The sequence below is a fragment of the Lentzea sp. NPDC051208 genome, assembly GCF_040682435.1.
Lineage (GTDB): Bacteria > Actinomycetota > Actinomycetes > Mycobacteriales > Pseudonocardiaceae > Lentzea > Lentzea kristufekii.
On sequence record NZ_JBFBAW010000017.1, the window covers coordinates 106,426 to 126,795 of the forward strand.

Sequence of the window (20,370 nt, forward strand, 5' to 3'; positions counted from 1 at the left end):
CCGACAGTCACGCGTTGCGCCTCACCAATCCGGTGAAGCCCGCCACGAACAGGGTGGCGAACGCCCACGCCAGGACCTGCAGCAGCCACGTCGACGCCAGCACGAACCCGCCCGCGCCTGAGGCCGCGTCGACCGTGCAGCGCGCCACGTCCACCTTGACCAGCGGTGTTGCCACGTTCAGGGCGTAGCCGACCTGCTCGACCGTCGAGCACCGCACGGCACCGGAGATCAACACCACACCGACCGACACGGCGAGCACCCCGGCGAGCCACACCAGGGCGAGGCCGGGACGGTACCCGTGCCCGACGGTCGCCCCGCGGACGAGGTGCCAGATCCGGCCCCACCGCGAAAGCTGCCCGCGCCGGCGCAGATCCCGTTGCTGGGCAACGCGAATCCGCCGCACGTCACGTTCGTGGCCGGCGGTCTGGTGGGCCGAGGCGAGCTGCGTCCAGGGCTGTGCCGAGTAGCGGAGAGTGCGCTCGGACAACAACGACAGCCATTCGTCCACTGTGGCGTCTCGTGGCAGCCCCTCGTAGGTGAGCCCTTCGAGCTGCACCTGGCCGTCGATCCCGTCGAACGGCATCAGCAGGTCCTTGCCGACGCGCACGTGACGCAGGTCGAGCGCGACGCCGGACGAGCTGAAGCGCCCCTCGCGGAGGACGATCTGCCCGTCCACGCGGGTCCCGCGCAGGCGCACGGCCGCGTGCCTGCCGCCGCCCGCGACCTCACACCCCGCGTCGAGGAAGATCCCGTCGCCGATCTGGAGATCCATCAGGTTCAGCCCCGATTCGAAGCGCCCGCCGCCGAACATCAGTACGCCGGCGACGCGCGACCCGCTCAGCCTCACGGAACCCGCCGCGCGGAACCCCTCGTCCAGGTAGGCGCTGCCACCGATGCGCATGTGCTGCGCGTCGAACGACTCCCCTGCGCTCAGCCGGGCACCGCTGAGCCGCAGGTGGTGGTCGACGGTCAGGCCGCGCGCCTCGACGGACGGCGCTACCAGCCCCCGCAGGTCCAGCAGCGAGAACTGCGCCCGGTTGAGCAGCACCGGCCGCTCCGTCGCGCAGTCCCGCAGCACCAGGGGCTTCTTGGCGACGACGTCGGACAGGTCGAGCTGACCCGTGATCGTCGCGCCGACGATCTTCAGCCCCGAGGGATCCAGCGCCTCGTGCTCGATCATCCGCTTCCGGATCTCGTCCCCCGTGATCTCCACGGGGCAACGTTAGCCGGAGATCGACTCCTGGCCGTTCTCGATGTGACCGCACAAACGCCTGCGGAACTTCGGCTCTTCCTCCACCGTCACCGTCAGGTCGTACCAGCCGGAGTTCATGACGGTCAGCCACGGGATGACGTGCCGATGCCCCGGCCTCACGACGTAACGACGCCGCCCCAGCACGAACGTCAGCCGCGACGTTCCGCCGTTCTCGAACGTCAGCGTCAGCACACGGCTGTATCCGCGCACCGACGACGAGACGCGCGCACGGTCAGTGGAAGACCCGGCGAACTCACGGCGGAAACCGTTGGGCCCCAGCAACACGAGGTCGTGCTCGCCCGCGACCTCCAGCGAAGCCGACGACGCGACGTCGAAGTGCTGAGGCAGCGCGAACTGCCCGGAATACGGGTACAGAGCGAAGTGCACGGACGCCGCCCCGGAGTTCGACATCTCCAGCGAGGACCCGCGCAACGACGCGTCGGGCTGGTACGGCAGAGCGCGCGCACGCCGCCGTCCGGCCTCCTGCTCCGGCATCTTCTGCTCGGAAGGAGGCGCCGGCCGCCACCGCGGCGTCGCGGGCGGTACCGGCGCGGGCTCGCCGACCTCGGGCCACGTCCGTCGCCGGTCGAAGTCGAACGTCGAGGTCAGGTCACCGGAGACGGTCCGGCGCCACGCGGAGATCTCCTCGGACCGCACCCCGGTCCACTTCTCCAGGAACTGCGTCATCGACGTGTGGTCGAACACCTGCGAGTTCACGTAACCGCCCACGGACCACGGCGAGACGACGGTCATCGGCACGCGCGCACCCAGTCCCAGCGGCCGGTCGCCCACGTACTCGTCGGTGACGGACAACGGCGGGCGCGGCGGCGGCACGTGGTCGTAGAAGCCGTCGTTCTCGTCGTAGGTGATGAACAGGACCGTGGACTCCCACACCTCCTGGTTGGACGCCAGCGCGTCCAGCACCTGGTAGGTGATCGACGCGGAGGCGGCGGGCGACGACGCGCCGGGGTGCTCGGAGTCCACAGAGGACGGCACCAGGTACGACACGGCGGGCAACCGGCCCGCGGCGACGTCCGCGCGGAACGTCTCCCCCAGCCCTCCGGGCTTCACCCGGTGCAGTCCCCTGTCGTACAGCGACTTCTCCGCCGCGGAGAGCTTCGAGAGGTCCAGCGACCCGATCAGCGCGGGGTCACCGGTGCCGTACAGCTTGTCCAGCGACTTGAACCCGGCGGGCAGCACCTTGCGCGCGATCTCCTTGAACCGCGCGAAGAACTCCAGGTTGTTGTCCTGGAAGTTGTCCCACTCCTGGTAGACCCGCCACGACGTCCCGGCGGCCTCCAGGCGTTCCGGGTAAGTCTTCCACGTGTACCCCGTGTGCGTGTCCTCGCTGTAGGCGGCGTTGCCGGTCGCACGGCTGCCGGAAGGCTCGAAACCCGTGTACCCGGACACCCAGTAGTTGCGGTTCGGCGAGGTCGAGGACGGCACCGAGCAGTGGTAGGCGTCGCACAGCGTGAAGGTGTCCGCGAGCTCGTAGTGGAACGGGATGTCCTGGCGCGTGTAGAACGCCATCGTCGCCCCGGTCTTCGCGGGCACCCAGTTGTCGTTCCAGCCGCCGCGCAACGCCGAGTGCCCGCCGTTCCAGCTGTGGTCCAGGTCACCGATGTACTGGATGTCCCGCCCCGACGCCGCCTCGCGCACCGGGAACGGCAGTACGCCCGACTGGTTGAACACACCCCTCAGCGCGTTGCGGTCGGAGAACCCGCGCACGCCACGGAGCGTCCCGTAGTAGTGGTCGAACGACCGGTTCTCCTGCATCAGCAGAACGACGTGCTTGATCGCGCGCAACCCTCCCGCACGGGGCTCACGGGCCAATGCGGCGTACACCGACGGTGGCAGCAGCGTGCCAGCACCAGCAGCAGCGACGGCAGCCATGAACCCACGACGAGAGAGCGACATGAACCGAGTTTGTAGTCGCGGTACATGGCGCGGAACCAACTCTCGTATGAACAAAGGCCCCGGATGACCAGGGCCTTGTTCACAGATCACACCAGGCAGCGGTGATGGCGCGCTCCCGTTAGCGTTCGGGCAACGCCCGGTCGCGACCCTCTCCTCAGGCAAGAAACCGAAGAGGGGAAACGACCATGAGACTGCGCATCGCCGCCGCCGCGCTCGCCATCGGACTATGCACCGCCGGTGTCGCCCAGGCGGACGAGGTCCCGCCGGAGTTCCAGAACAGGCCCACCCGGGCGACCTGCTACAACGCCGTGCCCACGATCGTCGGCGCGGGCTTCATCACCGGTGGCCCCGGACCGGACGTCATCCTCGGCAGCAACGGCCCGGACACCATCGTCGGCCTGGAGGGCAACGACATCATCCTCGGTCTGGGTTCCGACGACGAGATCTTCGGCGGCGAGGGCAACGACCTCATCTGCGCGGGATGGGGCGACGACAAGGTCCAGGGCGGCCCGCACCACGACACCGTCTACGGCGAAGCCGGCAACGACAGGATGCGCGGCGGTGACGGGATGGACCTGCTCTCGGGCGACCTGAACACCGACGGGGGCGACGGCGAGGCCGGGGTCGACTTCTGCACCGCGTCCACCGAGGTCACCGTCAGCTGCTAGCGGCCGCCTGCCTCAGCAGGATCTCCGTGGCGGGGTCGGGCCCGACCCCGAGCTGCCGCAACGAGTCCAGCACGCGCGCACGCGTCTTCGCCATCCTCCGTGGATCGCGTGCGCGCAGTGCGGCGGCGAGCGCGAGCCGGTGCCCGCGCGGTTCGAACGGCTCCAGCGCCAACGCCCGCTCCGCCAGGTGGTGGGCTTCGGCCGCATCTCCCGCGACGAGCCCCAGTTCGCCCAGCACCAGGAGGTTCTGCACGTGGCGGGTTCTGATCTGAGCGATCTCGGCCTCGCACAGGTCGGCCAGATCCGTGAGCGGCTCACTCCGCCACAGCGGCACGGCCTCACCGGGGCCGAGTTCCTGGAACGACCACAGGTCCACCGTCAGCCGGTCGCTCCGGACGAGCCGGATCGTCTCGTCATCGCTGCGCAGGAAGTAGCTGGCTTCGCCGCCCGCACGGCCGGGTTCCAGCAACCGCCTGAGGTGCGTCATCGTCACGCGCAGGTTCCGCGCGGCGCACGCGGAGTCGAGTTCGGGCCACAGCAGGAACATCGCCTGCTCGCGGGACAGCACAGTGCGCAGCGTGAGAAGGCCGAGAAGCTGACGAACGCGCGCCCTTCTCAGTTCGGGTGCGTCCGTCGCGACCCCGTTCCTCGTGACTCGCATCGGCCCGAGGACTTCGATGCCGATCGGGTGGTCCGGCGGCGTGGGCACGGTGGCGAGCAGCTTGGCGGCACCGGCGGCGAGGTCCGGATCGCGGGCCAGATCGCGGAGTTTCCGGTGCACGGCGGCGTGATCGGAGAGCCAGGCGCCCAGCTTCGTCCTGCCTGTGGCGGCCAGGCGCACGGCCAGTTCGACCGACCACGGCAACGGCAGGAAGCACAACGCGTGCGCTTCTGACAGATCAGACGAGAGATCGCCTTGTCTGGCTCGCACGAACGCACGCCCCGCCGCTCGTGCCTTCTGATGTGACGGGCCCAAGTCCGTGTTGTCCCAACGCTCTCTGAGCTCGTCACTCAACACGTAGCCCAACGTCAGGAACCGGCGCAGGTGCCGTTCGGCGACCTTGATGTCCGCGGGCCACTTCGCCAGATGCCGCTTGTAGGCGTCACGGGCCAGTTCCTCGTCTCCGCGCGCGACGGCCACCGCCGCCTGCGCCGCGCACGCCAGGACCGCGTCGCGCGGGTTGTCCTTCTCGGCGGGATCACCGCACGGCAGTTCGGTCGTGGTGTTCCCGGACGACGCGGCGATGACAGCGTGAAAGGCACGTGCCACGAACTCGTCCCGTGCCGTGCTGTCGACGCTGTCCGGTGTTGTCGTGGGTTCGCCGTCGAACCAGCGCGCCACGGCGGCATGCCGGCGAGCGAGGTCGTCGTCCAGCATCCGTTCGGCGAGATCGGCGGCCTCACGTCCGCGTCCGCACATGGCCAGGCAGTGCACGTGGAACCGGGTGGTGGACACGGAAAGCGCTCTGGGCACCTCGCTGGTCGGCGCCTGGGCGAGGTGGACGAGTGCCTGCTCCGGGTCGCCCGCGAGTTCGGCGAGCACCGCGTTCACGCTGTGCCGCAACAACCTCAGCACGGGTGTGGACGCGTCGAGGTGCTGTGCTCGCTGCGCGATCCCGGCCAGCCTGACCAGGTCTCCCCTGGAGTGCGCGGTGATCACGGCCTGGCCCAGCGCCACGGCGGCCGAGTCCTGATCGCCCTTCTCCACCATTCGTGCGCACGCGCGATCGACCAGGCGGTCGATGGACGGGTCGGTGAAGTCGCGTGCGTGCGTCACCGCGGCCTGGAGCAACAGGAACGCCGGCTCCTCGCGGTGATGGACCGGCACCGCGTTCAGCCACCGCTGGGCTGTGGCGGCCGGCAGCACCGACAACGTGGTCCGCACGAGTTCGACCGCGAGACGCGCCAGCAGCGGCCAGTCGTGCGCCCGGCAGGCGATCCGTCCGGCCCCGGCCAGCTCACCGCGGGCGGCCAGCACCTCGACCGCCTGGGCGCACAGGTGATCGGCGGGCACGATGCCGGCCCACAGGTCGTGCGCCCGGTATCGGCCGTCGTCGAGCCGGACGACCAGCGGAACCTCGCGGGCGAGACGGTCGAGATCGGCGGGCGCGCCGGCGACCGTGCCGACCTCTTCCTCGGTCGCACACCCGAGGGTCACCAACGCGGCCAGGGCTCTGCGCACCGGTTCGGCGAGCCGGTGGAGCACCTCCTCCGCGGCGTAGCGCCAGGACGCGGCGGGGCCGGCGCACAGCGACAACCTGATGAGCGCGGGCCAGCCGTGCAGGTCCTGGGCGAGCTCGCGGCCGAACCTCGTGGCCAGGGCGGCGGTCTCGGCGTCGGTGAAGGCGAGATCCTCGGTGCGCAGCGCGGCCAGTTCGCCCGCGGCCTCCCTGCGGGCCAGCGGGAGGTCCGGCGTGCGGCGCCCGGACAGCACCAGATGGGCGGTGCCGGGCAGGGCACGCGCGATGGCGGCGAGCAGGGCCGCGCCCGGTGAGTCGCCGGGGATCTCGTGGACGTCGTCCAGCAGGAGGCAGATGTCCAGCGGGGCCTGGCGCCGCAGCGCCTCGAGCACTTCCGGCGCGCCGGGTTCGGGTTCGGGGACCGCGTCGAGGGCGGCCAGGATCGTGCGGGCCAGACGGCCCGCGTCCTCGTGGTCGGGGCCGCAGGTGACCCAGGCGTCGATGCCGCGGGGTTCGAGGAGGTTCGCGCGGACGGCCTGGGCCAGCGCGGTGGTCTTGCCGAAGCCGGGACCCGCGACGACCAGCGTGATCGGGCTGGTCCAGCGCCGGCGCAGGCGGTCGACCAGCCGCCACCGCGGCAGCTCGACGTCCAGCGGTCGCGGCACCCCGTGCAACGGCAGGGTCGTGTTGTCCCCCATGCACTGCGGAGTCGTGCGGCACCGGGGAGATACTCCTGGGGCGAGCCGTTCGCGCACACGGGCCACGAGAGGGCGCGCGCCGACGGACAGCAGAACGGCCCGCCTCCCGGAAGGGAAGCGGGCCGTGTCAGCGAACGATCAGGCGCCGGCGGCGTTGCGCAGGGCCTCGGCGCGGTCCGTCGACTCCCATGGGAGGTCGACGTCGGTGCGGCCGAAGTGGCCGTAGGCGGCGGTCGGGGCGTAGATCGGGCGGAGCAGGTCGAGGTCGCGGATGATCGCGGCGGGCCTGAGGTCGAACACCTCGGTGATGGCCTGCTGGATCTTCTGCGGGTCGACGGTCTCGGTGCCGAACGTCTCGACGAACAAGCCTACCGGGGCGGCCTTGCCGATGGCGTAGGCGACCTGGACCTCGACGCGGGTGGCGAGGCCCGCCGCGACGGTGTTCTTGGCGACCCAGCGCATGGCGTAGGCGGCGGAGCGGTCGACCTTCGACGGGTCCTTGCCGGAGAAGGCGCCGCCGCCGTGGCGGGCCATGCCGCCGTAGGTGTCGACGATGATCTTGCGGCCGGTGAGGCCGGCGTCGCCCATCGGGCCGCCGATGACGAAGCGGCCGGTCGGGTTGGTCAGCAGGCGGACACCCGTGGTGTCCAGCGACAGCGCGTCGATCTCGGGCTGGACGACGTGCTCGCGCAGGTCGACGCCGAGGAGCTTCTCCAGGTCGATGCCGTCGGCGTGCTGGGTCGAGATGACGACGGTGTCGAGGCGCACGGGCTGGTCGCCCGCGTACTCGATGGTGACCTGGGTCTTGCCGTCCGGGCGCAGGTACGGGACGGTGCCGTCCTTGCGGACCGCGGTGAGGCGGCGGGACAGGCGGTGGGCCAGCGCGATCGGCAGCGGCATGAGCTCGGGCGTGTCGGTGCACGCGTAGCCGAACATCAGACCCTGGTCGCCCGCGCCCTGCTTGTCGATCTCGTCGTCGGCGCCCTCGACGCGGTTCTCGAAGGCGGTGTCGACACCCTGCGCGATGTCCGGGGACTGCGCGCCGATGGCGACGTTCACGCCGCACGAGTGGCCGTCGAAGCCCTTCGCGGACGAGTCGTAGCCGATCTCCAGGATCTTCTCGCGGACGATCGTGGGGATGTCCGCGTACGCCTCGGTGGTGACCTCACCCGCGACGTGGACCTGGCCGGTGGTGACCATCGTCTCCACGGCGACGCGGGAACGCGGGTCCTTGGCCAGCAACGCGTCCAGGATCGAGTCGCTGATCGCGTCGCAGATCTTGTCCGGGTGTCCCTCGGTCACCGACTCACTGGTGAACAGCCTGCTGCTGTGCTGGCTCACGGACACTCCTTAGGTGCGGGGTTGGTCTGAGGGAAAATTCTACTGAGAGTCAGTCAAGCGAGCGCTAACCGCGTCCCACACCGCGGACGCCACTTGCGTCTTGGGTCCGTGGGGTATAGGCGTCTCGTCGCCGTCCGGGGACAGCAGCCAGCCCGCGTTGTCGTCCTGCTCGAACGCCTTGCCGTCGCCGACCGCGTTCAGCACCAGGAGGTCGCAGCCCTTGCGCCGCAGCTTCGCCCGTCCGTAGTCGAGCACCGACGTCGTCTCGTCGCCGGTCTCCGCCGCGAATCCGACGATCAGCTGGCCCGTCCTACGTGCGGAAACGAGCTCCACGAGGATGTCGGGGTTCTTCGTCAGCGTGATCGGGTCGGGGTCGCCGTCGGTCTTCTTGATCTTGTGTCCGGTGAGCGACGACGGCCGGAAGTCGGCCACCGCGGCGGCCATCACGACCACGTCCGCGTCCGCCGACACCTTGTGCATGACGTCGCGCAGCTCGACCGCGGAGCCCACGCGGACGAGGTCGACACCCGCCGGCGTGGCCAGGTCCGCGGTGTTGCCGGCGACCAAAGTCACTCGGGCACCGCGTTGCGCCGCCACACGCGCGAGTGCGTAGCCCTGCTTGCCGGACGAGCGGTTGCCGATGAACCGCACCGGATCGAGTGGTTCCCGCGTGCCACCGGCGGAGATGGCGACGTGCACGCCTTCGAGCGTCCGCCGCAGGGCGTCGGGCCGCACCAGCAGCAGCCGGGCGAGTTCGACGATCTCGGCGGGGTCGGGCAGGCGGCCCTTGCCCGTGTCCTTGCCCGTCAGCCGGCCGGAGGCCGGTTCGGCGACGGTCACGCCACGGCTGCGCAGCAGTTGCACGTTGTGCTGGGTGGCCGGGTGCTCCCACATCTCGGTGTGCATCGCCGGGACCAGCAGGACCGGGCAGCGCGCGGTCAGCAGGGTGTTCGTCAGGAGGTCGTCCGCGAGGCCGTGCGCGGCCTTCGCGATCAGGTTCGCCGTCGCCGGGGCGACCACGACGAGGTCGGCGTTCTGCCCGAGCTTGACGTGCGGCACCTCGTGCACGTCGTCGAACGGGTCGGCGGACACGACCTGGCCGGACAGCGCCTCGAACGTGGCGGCTCCCACGAACTTCAGCGCGCCCTCGGTGGGAACGACCCGCACCGAGTGACCGGACTCGGTCAGCCGCCGCAGCACCTCACAGGCCTTGTACGCGGCGATGCCCCCACCAACCCCGAGAACGATCCGGGGCTTGACGGGGGCATCAGCGTCAGATGCAGCGGAAGTCAACAGCTCTCCTGTGAAGGAACGACCGCGAGGTCACCCCTCGCGAGAAGCCACTCCCGCCGAGTCCAAGAAGTAGACCCGCTGGGTCCGGGGAAAGTCCCCGGTTCGGGGGTCGGGGACGAAGCCTCCGGCCCTGGGGCCTAGGGGCGAAGCCTCTGGCCTTGGGGGTCCGGGGGCGAAGCCCTCCGGCTGGGGTGTGGGGGCTCGGCCCCCACAGGACACTAGAAGGCGATCCAGGTCTGCGCTTTCCGCAGACAGACCTCTCCCAGAGCCTTCTACCCTTCGCTTCCCTCGGTGTGCTCGAGGAGACCAGCGTGGATCTCCCTGAGCGCGATCGAGAGGGGCTTCTCACGCGGGCCCGGCTCGACGAGCGGGCCGACGTACTCGAGCAGGCCCTCGCCGAGCTGCGCGTAGTAGTCGTTGATCTGGCGGGCACGCTTCGCGGCGTAGATCACCAACGCGTACTTCGAGCTCACCTGCTCAAGCAGGTCGTCGATCGGCGGGTTGGTGATGCCCTCCGGAGAACCGGTCAGGTGACCGAGCTCGGTGTGGGTGATCACTCGTCAATCTCCTGAATTTCGTGGTCCGACCATCAAGGATAGCAAGTCGGCCGCGGCCGACTGCACGTCGGCGTTCACGACGACCTCGTCGAACTCCTTTTCGGCCGCCAGCTCCTCGCGGGCGATGGCCAGCCGGCGTTCGACGACGTCCGGATGTTCGGTACCTCTGCCGGTCAACCGGTCGACCAGGTGCTCCCAGGACGGGGGCGCCAGCATGACCAGCTGAGCGTCTGGCATGGCCACGCGGACCTGTCGCGCGCCCTGGAGTTCGATCTCCAGGAGCGCGGGACGGCCCGCGGCCAAAGCTTCTTCGACGGGCCTGCGAGGGGTTCCGTAGTGGTTTCCGGCGAACTCGGCGTGTTCGAGGAACTCGCCCGCCTCGACCATCTGCTGGAACTTCTCGTGGTCGACGAAGTGGTAGTGCACTCCGTCGACTTCGCCCGGCCTCGGCTTCCTGGTGGTCGCCGAGACGGAAAAGTAGACATCGGGCTGCTGCCTGCGCAGCTCCGCCAGAACGCTGGACTTGCCAACGCCGGACGGCCCGGACAAGACGGTGAGGCGGGAACGGGCAGAGCCCGTTCCCGCCTCGGTGCCAATCACTCTCCGCTGAACTCGGAGAGCAGGGCCTTGCGCTGGCGGTCACCGAGACCGCGCAGGCGACGGCTGGGAGCGATCTCGAGGCGCTCCATGATCTGCTGCGCGCGCACCTTGCCGACGCCCGGGAGGGCCTCGAGGAGCGCGGACACCTTCATCTTGCCAAGGATCTCATCGCTCTCGGCGGACTTCAGCACGTCCGTCAGGGTCGTGCCGCCACGCTTGAGGCGCTCCTTGAGCTCAGCCCGAACGCGACGAGCGGCAGCAGCCTTCTCCAGCGCTGCGGCCCGCTGCTCCTCGGTAAGCTGGGGAAGAGCCACGATTTCCTCCGTGGTGTGGATTCTTTTCGGATCGGTGCCGCGACCGTACAGACCGCAATTGCCTGAGTACAACGTGACCCAGTCAGGTAAATCTTCAGCGGTCATGATTGCGGCGGGTGGTAGTAGTACCAACACCCTCCGGCGGCCTGATCACTGCCCTCCGGCAACTCGTCGCCCACTCTAGGTGTGCTATGAGGCCGGTGACCAGCGGGGCAGCCGGTGGCGTGGACCCTACCAACACATGTTTGCCCAGGTGAGCGCGCCACACCCCAAAAGACGTGGCGCGCCCCTCCTCAGAGGCCCTGCTGGACCCTCTGCACCGCGCTGACCAGCGACGACACGTCGGGGCCGTGCTTGAGAACATCTCGTGAAGAAGTCGGAAAGACGTTGCGCATGTCGGGTCCGAAGAGCCGTTTTAGATCAGCCACCGAGCCACCCTGAGCGCCGAAACCCGGGGCCAGGATCGGTCCGTTGAACCGGCTGAGGTCTACATCCGTTTCCCCGATCGTGGCGCCCACGACGAGACCGACATCGCCGCACGGGGAAATGCCTGAATTCCGAGCCGCGGCGAAATCGATGATCGTCTGCGCCACGGTTCGCCCGTCCGGAGCAACCACCCGCTGGACCTGGGCGCCCTCCGGGTTCGACGTGAGGGCGAGCACGAACACGCCCCGGCCCGTCTCCCGCGCCGTGTCGAGGGCGGGCTGCAGCGAGCCGAAGCCGAGGAACGGTGAGAGCGTGACCGCGTCACCGGCCAGCGGCGAGCCGTCGCCCAGGTACGCCTGGGCGTAGGCGGCCATGGTGGAGCCGATGTCGCCGCGCTTGGCGTCGACGAGCACCAGCGTGCCCGAGTCGCGCAGGCCGGCGATCACCCGTTCCAGCACGGCGACGCCCCGCGACCCGTAGGCCTCGAAGAACGCCGCCTGCGGCTTCACCATCGCCACCCTGCCGCCGAACGCCTCCACGGCGGTCAGCGCGAACCGTTCGAGGCCCTCGGCGGTCCCGGAGAGGCCCCAGGCGTCCAGCAGGCTCGGGTGCGGGTCGATGCCGACGCACAGAGGTCCGTGCGCCGCAACGGCTTTCGCGAGCTTCTCGCCGAACGTCACGCGTCACCCCGCAGGGCGGCCTGGAGGGCCTGCAGCGGCTGGACCCCGATGTCACCCCGGATGAGCGCCTCGATGCCGTGCACGGCCGCGGCGGCGCCCTGGATCGTGGTGACGCACGGGATGTCCTTCGCGACGGCGGCGGTGCGGATCTCGTAGCCGTCGATGCGCGGGCCGCTGTTGCCGTAGGGCGTGTTGAAGATCATGTCGATCTCGCCGGCCAGGATCATGTCGACGACGTTGCCCTCGCCCTCGAAGTGCTTGCGCACCTCGGTGCACGGGATCCCGTTGCGCTTCAGCACCTCCGCGGTGCCCGAGGTCGCCAAAATCTGGAACCCGAGGTCGGCCAGGCGTTTGACCGGGAAGATCATCGCGCGCTTGTCGCGGTTCGCGAACGACACGAACACCTTGCCGGAGGTCGGCAGCGAGCCGTACGAGGCCGTCTGCGACTTCGCGAACGCCTTGCCGAACGACGAGTCGATGCCCATGACCTCGCCGGTCGACTTCATCTCCGGGCCCAGCAACGAGTCGACGCCGTGGCCTTCGGGCGTGCGGAAGCGGTGGAACTGCATGACCGCTTCCTTGACCGCGACGGGCGCGTGCTCGGGCAGCCGCGCACCGTCACCGGTGGCGGGCAGGATGCCCTCCGCGCGCAGTTCCGCGATCGTGGCACCGAGCATCACGCGGGACGCGGCCTTGGCCATCGACACCGCCGTCGCCTTGGACACGAACGGCACCGTGCGCGACGCACGCGGGTTTGCCTCCAGGACGTACAGCACGTCGTCCTTGAGCGCGTACTGGACGTTCAGGAGCCCCTTCACGCCGATGCCCTTCGCGATGGCCTCGGTGGAGCGGCGGACGTTCTCGATGTCCGAGGCGCCCAGGGTGATGGGCGGCAGCGCGCACGACGAGTCGCCGGAGTGCACGCCGGCTTCCTCGATGTGCTCCATCACGCCGCCGATGAACACCTCGTCGCCGTCGCACAGCGCGTCGACGTCGATCTCGATGGCGTCGTCGAGGAACCGGTCGACCAGCACCGGGTGCTCGGGCGTCACCTCGGTCGCGCGGGCGATGTAGCCCGACAGCGACTCCTCGTCGTACACGATCTCCATGCCGCGCCCACCGAGCACGTAGGACGGTCGCACGAGGACCGGGTAGCCGATCTCGTCCGCGATCTCCTTGGCCTCGTCGAACGACGTGGCCGTGCCGAACTTCGGCGCGGGCAGACCGGCCTGGTTGAGCACCTTGCCGAACTGGCCGCGGTCCTCGGCGAGGTGGATCGCCTCGGGCGTCGTGCCCACGATCGGCACACCCGCGTCGGCCAGGCGCTGCGCCAGGCCCAGCGGCGTCTGGCCGCCGAGCTGGACGATCACGCCCGCGACGGTGCCGGAGCGCTGCTCGGAGTGCACGACCTCCAGCACGTCCTCGAACGTCAGCGGCTCGAAGTACAGGCGGTCGGAGGTGTCGTAGTCCGTCGACACCGTCTCCGGGTTGCAGTTGACCATCACGGTCTCGTACCCGGCCGCCCGCAGCGCCATGGCCGCGTGCACGCACGAGTAGTCGAACTCGATGCCCTGACCGATGCGGTTCGGGCCGGAGCCCAGGATCAGGACCTTGGGCTTCTCCCGCTGCTCCGCGACCTCGGTCTCCGCGTTCGGGTCGAGCTCGTACGCGGAGTAGTGGTACGGCGTCTCGGACTTGAACTCCGCCGCGCACGTGTCGACCGTCTTGTAGACCGGGCGCACGCCCAGGCGGTGCCGCAGCCTGCGCACGCCGTCCTCACCGGCCAGCTCCGAGCGCAGCACGGCGATCTGGCGGTCGGAGAGACCCGCCCGCTTCGCCTTGCGCAGCAACGGCTCGTCGAGCACCGGCGCGTCGAGCAGCTCCTGCCGCAACGTGCCGAGCCACGCGATCTGCTCGATGAACCACGGGTCGATCTTCGACGCGTTGTACACGTCCTCAATGGACGCGCCGAGTCGAAGAGCACGCTCGACCGTGTAGAGGCGCCCGTCGTGGCCGCGCTCCAGCTGCTTCAGCGTGGACTCCAGAGTAGTGCCCTCCGGGTCCGGCTGGGTCCAGAAACCGACCGATTTCGTTTCCAGCGAACGCAGCGCCTTGCCCAGCGCCTCCACGAAGTTCCGGCCGATCGACATGGCCTCGCCGACCGACTTCATCGTGGTCGTCAGCGTCGGGTCCGCGCCGGGGAACTTCTCGAAGGCGAACCGCGGGGCCTTCACGACCACGTAGTCGAGCGACGGCTCGAACGACGCCGGGGTCTCCCCCGTGATGTCGTTGGTGATCTCGTCGAGCGTGTAGCCGATCGCGAGCTTGGCGGCGATCTTGGCGATCGGGAAGCCCGTCGCCTTGGACGCCAGCGCGGAGGACCGCGACACCCGCGGGTTCATCTCGATGACGACCATGCGGCCGTTCTCGGGGTGGATCGCGAACTGGATGTTGCAGCCACCGGTGTCGACGCCGACCTCGCGGATGACCTGGATGCCGACGTCGCGCATGTGCTGGTACTCGCGGTCGGTCAGGGTCATCGCGGGCGCGACCGTCACCGAGTCACCGGTGTGCACGCCCATCGGGTCGATGTTCTCGATCGAGCAGATGACGACGACGTTGTCGTTGCGGTCGCGCATCAGCTCGAGCTCGTACTCCTTCCACCCGAGCACGCTCTCCTCGATCAGCACCTCGGTGACCGGGGACTCCTCCAGGCCGATCGCCGCGAGGCGCTCCAGGTCCTCGGGGGTGTACGCCATGCCGGAACCCAGGCCGCCCATGGTGAACGACGGCCGGATGACGACCGGCAGGCCGAGGTCGGCGACCGTCGCGCGGACCTCGTCCATCGTCTTGCAGACGGCGGAACGCGGGACGTCGGACCCGATCTTGCGGACCAGGTCCTTGAAGATCTGCCGGTCCTCGCCGCGCTGGATCGCGTCGATGTCCGCGCCGATCAGCTCGACGTCGTACTTCTCCAGCACACCGCGCTCGTGCAGCGCGATGGCCGTGTTGAGCGCCGTCTGACCGCCCAGCGTCGCCAGGATCGCGTCCGGGCGTTCCTGTGCGATGACCTTCTCCACGAACTCGGCCGTGATCGGCTCGATGTAGGTGGCGTCCGCGAACTCCGGGTCCGTCATGATCGTCGCCGGGTTGGAGTTCACCAGGCTGACCCGGATGCCCTCTTCGCGCAGCACGCGGCACGCCTGGGTGCCGGAGTAGTCGAACTCGCACGCCTGACCGATGACGATCGGGCCGGAGCCGATCACCAGGATGTGCTTGAGATCAGTCCTCTTCGGCATCAGCGGGCCTCATTCATCAGCGTCACGAACTCGTCGAACAGGGGCGCGGCGTCGTGCGGACCGGCCGCGGCCTCGGGGTGGTACTGCACGGAGAACGCCGGCGCGTCGAGCAGCCGGACGCCCTCTACGGTGCCGTCGTTCGGGCAGTAGTGCGACAGCACGGCGCGGCCGAACTCGGAGGAGAACTCCTCGCCCGGCGTGCCTTCCAGCGCGAACCCGTGGTTCTGCGAGGTGATGGCGACCTTGCCCGTGGTCACGTCGATGACCGGGATGTTGATGCCTCGGTGGCCGTAGCGCATCTTGTACGTCCCGCGGCCGACCGCGCGGCCGAGGATCTGGTTGCCGAAGCAGATGCCGAACAGCGGCAGCTTGCGGCCCAGCGCCTCCTTCGTCAGCGCGATGGCGTGGTCCTGCGTGGCCGGGTCGCCCGGGCCGTTGCTCAGGAACAGGCCGTCCGGGCTGACCTTCAGGACGTCCTCGAAGGAGCTCGTCAGCGGCAGCACGTGCACCTCGATGCCGCGTGCCGCCATCATCCGCGGGGTGTTCGACTTGATGCCCAGGTCGAGCGCGGCGACGGTGAACTTCTTCTCACCGATGGCCTCGACGACGTACGGCTTGGCCGCGGTGACGTCGACGGCGAGGTTCGCGCCGACCATCTCCGCGGAGGCCTTGACCTGCTCGACCATCGACGCGTCGTCGGTGAGCCCGGAGCCGGAGAACACCCCGGCGCGCATGGCGCCCTGCTCGCGGATGTGGCGGGTCAGGGTGCGGGTGTCGAGGCCCGCGATGCCGACGACGCCCTGGTCGGCCAGTTCCTCGTCGAGGCCGCGCTTGGACCGCCAGTTCGACGGCGTGCGCGCGGGGTCGCGGACCACGTAACCGGCGACCCAGATCTTCGAGGACTCGTCGTCCTCGTCGTTCCAGCCGGTGTTGCCGATCTGCGGTGCGGTCTGCACCACGATCTGGCGGTGGTAGGAGGGGTCGGTCAGGGTTTCCTGGTACCCGGTCATGGCCGTGGAGAACACGACCTCGCCGAGCGAGACGCCGGTCGCTCCGTACGCCTCACCGCGGAAGACACGTCCGTCTTCCAGCACCAATGCCGCGTTCGTCACGCCTTGCCCTCCGTGTTGATCGGGTGCTGACTGAGTGCCGCAACCCATTCGTCGTAAACGTCCTTGTCGTCACCGCGGAAACCGGTGTCGAAGAGGTGGCCTTCGTTCTCCCACTGGACCACCAGAAGGCCTTCCTCGCTGAACATGACCTTCCCGGCGAGGCCCCGGTCGGTGCGGGCGTCCCGGACGGCCCCGGCGGGGATGAAGATCGGGGACGCGCCGGCTCGATCGATGGCGACGCCCTCCGGGACCAGGCTCAGCGTGGCCTCGGCGCGGTGGCCGATGTCGCCGACCTGGATGCGGTCCTGCCAGTTGCCCGCGTTCGTCGTTCCGATGTAGACGCCCGTGGTCGTGAGCTTCGGCGCGCCCAGCGCGGCCGGCGTCGAGGGGAACGCCGGCAGGTCCGCCTGCTTGCGCTGGCGTCGCTTCCAGCCGTGCCACATGCCGTAGACGCACAGGGCGAAGAAGACGAAGACCGCGAGGGACAGGAGAATGCGGGTCATTCCGCAATCCTCCCCGCCACCGCGGTCACCCGGCCACGCAAGATGGTGGCCGTCACCGCCGCGGGCAGTTCCATGCCCTCGAACGGGGTGTTGCCGGCGATGCTCGCGAGCTGCGCGCCGTGCACCGTCCACGACGCGTCCGGGTCGACCAGCACGAGGTTCGCGGGCTCGCCGACCGCGATCGGACGGCCCTGGTCGGTCAGCCCGGCGATCTCGGCGGGCTTCTCGCTCATCACCCGCGCGACGCCGCGCCAGTCCAGCAGGCCGGTCTTCACCATCGTCTCGACGACGATGCCGAGCGCGGTCTGCAGGCCGAGCATGCCCGGACGGGCCGCCGACCACTCGCAGTCCTTGTCCTGGACCGCGTGCGGGGCGTGGTCCGTGGCGACGCAGTCGATCGTGCCGTCCGCCAAAGCCTGCCGCAGCGCGTCGACGTCGGCCTGCGTGCGCAGCGGCGGGTTGACCTTGTTGACCGGGTCGTAGGTGGAGAGCCGGTCGTCGGTCAGGATCAGGTGGTGCGGGGTGACCTCGGCGCTGACCTCGGTGCCACGCGCCTTGGCCCACTTCAGGACGTCCGCCGTGCCGGTGGTGCTGACGTGGCAGACGTGCAGCCTCGCGCCGACCTGCTTCGCGAGGATGCAGTCACGCGCGACGATGGACTCCTCGGCCGCCGCCGGCCAGCCCTGCAGGCCGAGCCTGGACGCGTTCTCGCCCTCGTGCGCCTGGGCACCGACCGTGAGGCGCGGTTCCTCGGCGTGCTGGGCGATGACGGCGCCCAGGGACTTCGAGTACTCCAGCGCGCGGCGCATGATCAGCGGGTCGTGCACGCAGTGGCCGTCGTCGGAGAAGACGCGGACGTTCGCCTTGGACTTCGCCATCGTGCCGAGCTCGGCGAGCTTCTCGCCCTCGAGGCCGACCGTGACGGCGCCGACCGGGTGGACGTCGACGAGGCCGACCTCCTGGCCGCGGCGGGCGACGTGCTCGACGATGACGGCGTTGTCGGCGACCGGATCCGTGTTGGCCATGGCGAAGACGGCGGTGTAACCACCCAGGGCGGCTGCCTTGGAGCCGGTCTCGATGGTCTCCGTGTCCTCGCGGCCCGGCTCACGCAGGTGGGTGTGCAGGTCGACGAAACCGGGCAGCAGAACCGCCCCGTTGCCTTCGATGATCTCGGCGTTCTCGTCCGTGCCCTCTGCGATCACGCCGTCGCGGATCAGCAGGTCGATCGGTTCACCCTCGCCGTAGGGCCGAACTCCCTTGAGAAGCAAGGGCTTCACGCGTTTTCCTCCTCGTGGGCAAGCAGGTGGTACAGCACGGCCATGCGCACGTGGACACCGTTGCGGACCTGCTCGGTGATGGCGGCCTGCGGGCTGTCGGCGACGACGGAGGCGATCTCCATGCCGCGCAGCATCGGGCCGGGGTGCAGCACGACGGCGTGCTCGGGCAGCAGCTTCAAGCGGCGCTCGTTGAGGCCGTACGCGATCGAGTACTCGCGCGAGCTCGGGAAGAACCCGCCGGTCATCCGCTCGGCCTGCACGCGCAGCAACATCACCGCGTCCTGCGAGGCGAGCTCGGCGTCGATCTCGTGCGAGACCGCGACCGGCCAGTTCTCGACGCCGGTGGGCAGCAGGGTCGGCGGGGCGACCAGCGTGACCTCGGCACCGAGCGTGGTCAGCAGGTGCACGTTCGACCGGGCGACCCGGCTGTGCAGGACGTCGCCGACGATCGCGACGCGGCGGCCGTCGAGGCTGCCGAGGCGGTCGCGCAGCGTGGCGGCGTCGAGTAACGCCTGGGTGGGGTGCTCGTGCATGCCGTCGCCGGCGTTCACCACGGACGTGCTGGTGTGCTTGAGCCAGCCCGCGAGCCGGTGCGCCGCACCGGACGCCGGGTGCCGCACGATCACGCAGTCGGCACCCGCGGCCTGCAGGGTCAGCGCGGTGTCGCGCAGCGACTCGCCCTTGCTGACGCTGGAACCGGAGCTGCTGACGTTGATCACGTCGGCGGACATCCACTTGCCGGCGATCTCGAAGCTGACGCGGGTGCGGGTGCTGTTCTCGTAGAACATCGTGATCACCGTGCGGCCGCGCAGCGTCGGCAGCTTGCGGACCTCGCGGCCGAGCAGCGCCTGCTTCAGCCGGTCCGCGGTGTCGAGGATCGCGATCGCCTGGTCGCGGCCGAGGCCGTCGGTGGAGAGCAGGTGCTTCACTTCAGCACCACTCCGTCGCGGCCGTCGAACTCCTCGAGCATCACGACGACGTCCTCGGTCTTGGACGTCGGCAGGTTCTTGCCCACGTAGTCCGCGCGGATCGGCAGCTCGCGGTGGCCTCGGTCGACCAGCACGGCGAGCTGGACGGAGCGGGGCCGGCCGTGGTCGCGCAGGGCGTCGAGGGCGGCGCGGATGGTGCGGCCGGAGAACAGCACGTCGTCCACGAGCACGACCAGCTTGTCGTCGATGCCGCCCTCGGGCAGCTTCGTCGCCTCCAGCGGCCGGGTGGGGCCTCGGCGCAGGTCGTCGCGGTAGAGGGTGATGTCGAGCGTGCCCTCGTGCACCGTCCGGCCGGAAAATTCGGCGATCTTAGCGGCTAGACGTCGTGCGAGGGGGGCTCCCCGGCTGGGAATACCCATCAAGACGACGTCGGGTGCGCTGGGTGCATCGAGAGCGGTCTTCTCGATGATCTGATGGGCCATTCGGGCGACAGTGCGCGCAACGTCACCGGCCGAAAGAATCTCGCGATCCCCGGCCGGATCCGTCGCGCCACGTTGACGTGACGCCACGGCTGGACCTCCTTCCCCGCCTCACTGGACGGGTCCTTAAAGGACGTCGGACACCTGGTAACAACTAGGCTGACCTGCACGGTATCACCTACGGGCGGTCAACCATCCGAGTGGTAGGCCAGGCGTGGCGCGCGTCTCTCCGCGAGATCAGCTTGACCTGCCGACCACGGCGAGTAATCATTACTCTGCGTATCGATCTAAGCCTCCCCGCAGCACGCACGTACTGCTGACGGGGCGAATGAACGGAGAACCGCCACATGGGCGACTACGCCAAGGCGCTGGGGGCCAAGCTCCGCGCTATCCGCCAGCAGCAGGGTCTGTCCCTGCACGGCGTCGAGCAGAAGTCCGGCGGTCGCTGGAAGGCCGTGGTCGTCGGCTCCTACGAGCGTGGCGACCGCGCGGTGACCGTGCAGAAGCTGGCCGAGCTGGCCGACTTCTACGGGGTTCCCGTCGCCGAGCTGCTGCCCGAGGGCCGGGTGCCCTCCGGTGCCGAGCCGGCCACCAAGATCGTGATCAACCTCGAACGGCTGCAGCAGCTGCCGGTCGAGAAGGTCGGTCCGCTGGCTCGCTACGCCGCGACCATCCAGTCGCAGCGCGGTGACTACAACGGCAAGGTCCTCTCCATCCGCACCGAGGACCTGCGTTCACTGGCGATCATCTACGACATGACGCCGGGCGAGCTCACCGAGCAGCTGATCGACTGGGGTGTGCTGCCTCCCGAGGCCCGTCCCGCGAAGGAAGACTGAGCTTCACCT

General features: G+C 69.6%; 17 protein-coding genes. 2 read left to right on the plus strand and 15 right to left on the minus strand.

From position 1 onward, the window contains the following. Positions 1-7: 7 nt before the first annotated feature. Together AB0M48_RS34335 and AB0M48_RS34340 are read right to left on the minus strand one after the other, a co-directional pair. Positions 8-1,213 (minus strand): hypothetical protein, encoded by a 1,206-nt coding sequence (locus AB0M48_RS34335; protein WP_363849796.1) that lies wholly within the window; start codon positions 1,211-1,213, stop codon positions 8-10. 9 nt (positions 1,214-1,222) lie between these two features. Continuing rightward, positions 1,223-3,169 carry a phosphocholine-specific phospholipase C gene (locus AB0M48_RS34340; protein WP_363849797.1) on the minus strand — a complete coding sequence of 649 codons (1,947 nt, stop codon included), beginning with the start codon at positions 3,167-3,169 and terminating at the stop codon, positions 1,223-1,225. Positions 3,170-3,354: 185 nt separating this feature from the next. Here AB0M48_RS34340 and AB0M48_RS34345 point away from each other — a divergent pair, with 185 nt between their 5' ends. Beyond that, entirely contained in the window at positions 3,355-3,837 is a 483-nt protein-coding gene (locus AB0M48_RS34345) for a hypothetical protein (protein ID WP_363849798.1), read from the plus strand. Here AB0M48_RS34345 and AB0M48_RS34350 read toward each other — a convergent pair. The 13 genes from AB0M48_RS34350 to pyrR form a co-directional block, all read right to left on the minus strand. Continuing rightward, the gene (locus tag AB0M48_RS34350; RefSeq protein ID WP_363849800.1) at positions 3,827-6,715 is read right to left on the minus strand and encodes a hypothetical protein; all 2,889 of its coding nucleotides are present in this window, start codon (positions 6,713-6,715) and stop codon (positions 3,827-3,829) included. The two genes, AB0M48_RS34345 and AB0M48_RS34350, sit on opposite strands and share 11 nt — an antisense overlap. A gap of 138 nt (positions 6,716-6,853) precedes the next feature. Continuing rightward, positions 6,854-8,056 carry a methionine adenosyltransferase gene (gene metK, locus AB0M48_RS34355; protein WP_363849801.1) on the minus strand — a complete coding sequence of 401 codons (1,203 nt, stop codon included), beginning with the start codon at positions 8,054-8,056 and terminating at the stop codon, positions 6,854-6,856. Between the two features lie 39 nt (positions 8,057-8,095). Beyond that, positions 8,096-9,349 (minus strand): bifunctional phosphopantothenoylcysteine decarboxylase/phosphopantothenate--cysteine ligase CoaBC, encoded by a 1,254-nt coding sequence (gene coaBC / locus AB0M48_RS34360; protein WP_363849803.1) that lies wholly within the window; start codon positions 9,347-9,349, stop codon positions 8,096-8,098. Between the two features lie 272 nt (positions 9,350-9,621). After that, positions 9,622-9,906, minus strand: a complete 285-nt coding sequence (rpoZ, locus tag AB0M48_RS34365; protein ID WP_090069070.1) for a DNA-directed RNA polymerase subunit omega — start codon at positions 9,904-9,906, stop codon at positions 9,622-9,624. 3 nt (positions 9,907-9,909) lie between these two features. Continuing rightward, positions 9,910-10,506, minus strand: a complete 597-nt coding sequence (gene gmk, locus AB0M48_RS34370; protein WP_363849805.1) for a guanylate kinase — start codon at positions 10,504-10,506, stop codon at positions 9,910-9,912. Next, entirely contained in the window at positions 10,503-10,820 is a 318-nt protein-coding gene (gene mihF, locus AB0M48_RS34375; protein WP_030481817.1) for an integration host factor, actinobacterial type, read from the minus strand. Before mihF ends, gmk begins: the two co-directional genes overlap by 4 nt. 293 nt (positions 10,821-11,113) lie before the next feature. Continuing rightward, positions 11,114-11,926 carry an orotidine-5'-phosphate decarboxylase gene (gene pyrF / locus AB0M48_RS34380; RefSeq protein ID WP_363849807.1) on the minus strand — a complete coding sequence of 271 codons (813 nt, stop codon included), beginning with the start codon at positions 11,924-11,926 and terminating at the stop codon, positions 11,114-11,116. Next, the gene (gene carB, locus AB0M48_RS34385) at positions 11,923-15,225 is read right to left on the minus strand and encodes a carbamoyl-phosphate synthase large subunit (protein ID WP_363849808.1); all 3,303 of its coding nucleotides are present in this window, start codon (positions 15,223-15,225) and stop codon (positions 11,923-11,925) included. Before carB ends, pyrF begins: the two co-directional genes overlap by 4 nt. Beyond that, the gene (gene carA, locus AB0M48_RS34390) at positions 15,225-16,385 is read right to left on the minus strand and encodes a glutamine-hydrolyzing carbamoyl-phosphate synthase small subunit (RefSeq protein WP_363849809.1); all 1,161 of its coding nucleotides are present in this window, start codon (positions 16,383-16,385) and stop codon (positions 15,225-15,227) included. Before carA ends, carB begins: the two co-directional genes overlap by 1 nt. After that, complete coding sequence (locus AB0M48_RS34395; protein WP_363849811.1) at positions 16,334-16,840, minus strand: transporter; 507 nt, start codon at positions 16,838-16,840, stop codon at positions 16,334-16,336. Before AB0M48_RS34395 ends, carA begins: the two co-directional genes overlap by 52 nt. Further along, a complete protein-coding gene (locus tag AB0M48_RS34400) occupies positions 16,837-18,117 on the minus strand; it encodes a dihydroorotase (RefSeq protein WP_363849813.1) in 1,281 nt (426 codons plus the stop codon). The genes AB0M48_RS34395 and AB0M48_RS34400 overlap by 4 nt, the downstream gene beginning before the upstream one ends. Further along, positions 18,114-19,046: an aspartate carbamoyltransferase catalytic subunit gene (locus AB0M48_RS34405; RefSeq protein WP_363849814.1), complete on the minus strand. Its 933-nt coding sequence runs from the start codon at positions 19,044-19,046 to the stop codon at positions 18,114-18,116. The genes AB0M48_RS34400 and AB0M48_RS34405 overlap by 4 nt, the downstream gene beginning before the upstream one ends. Then, entirely contained in the window at positions 19,043-19,615 is a 573-nt protein-coding gene (gene pyrR, locus AB0M48_RS34410; RefSeq protein ID WP_319983026.1) for a bifunctional pyr operon transcriptional regulator/uracil phosphoribosyltransferase PyrR, read from the minus strand. Before pyrR ends, AB0M48_RS34405 begins: the two co-directional genes overlap by 4 nt. A 257-nt stretch (positions 19,616-19,872) precedes the next feature. On the opposite strand from pyrR, the gene AB0M48_RS34415 reads away from it, so the two are divergent. Continuing rightward, complete coding sequence (locus AB0M48_RS34415; protein WP_030471611.1) at positions 19,873-20,361, plus strand: transcriptional regulator; 489 nt, start codon at positions 19,873-19,875, stop codon at positions 20,359-20,361. Positions 20,362-20,370: the final 9 nt, after the last annotated feature.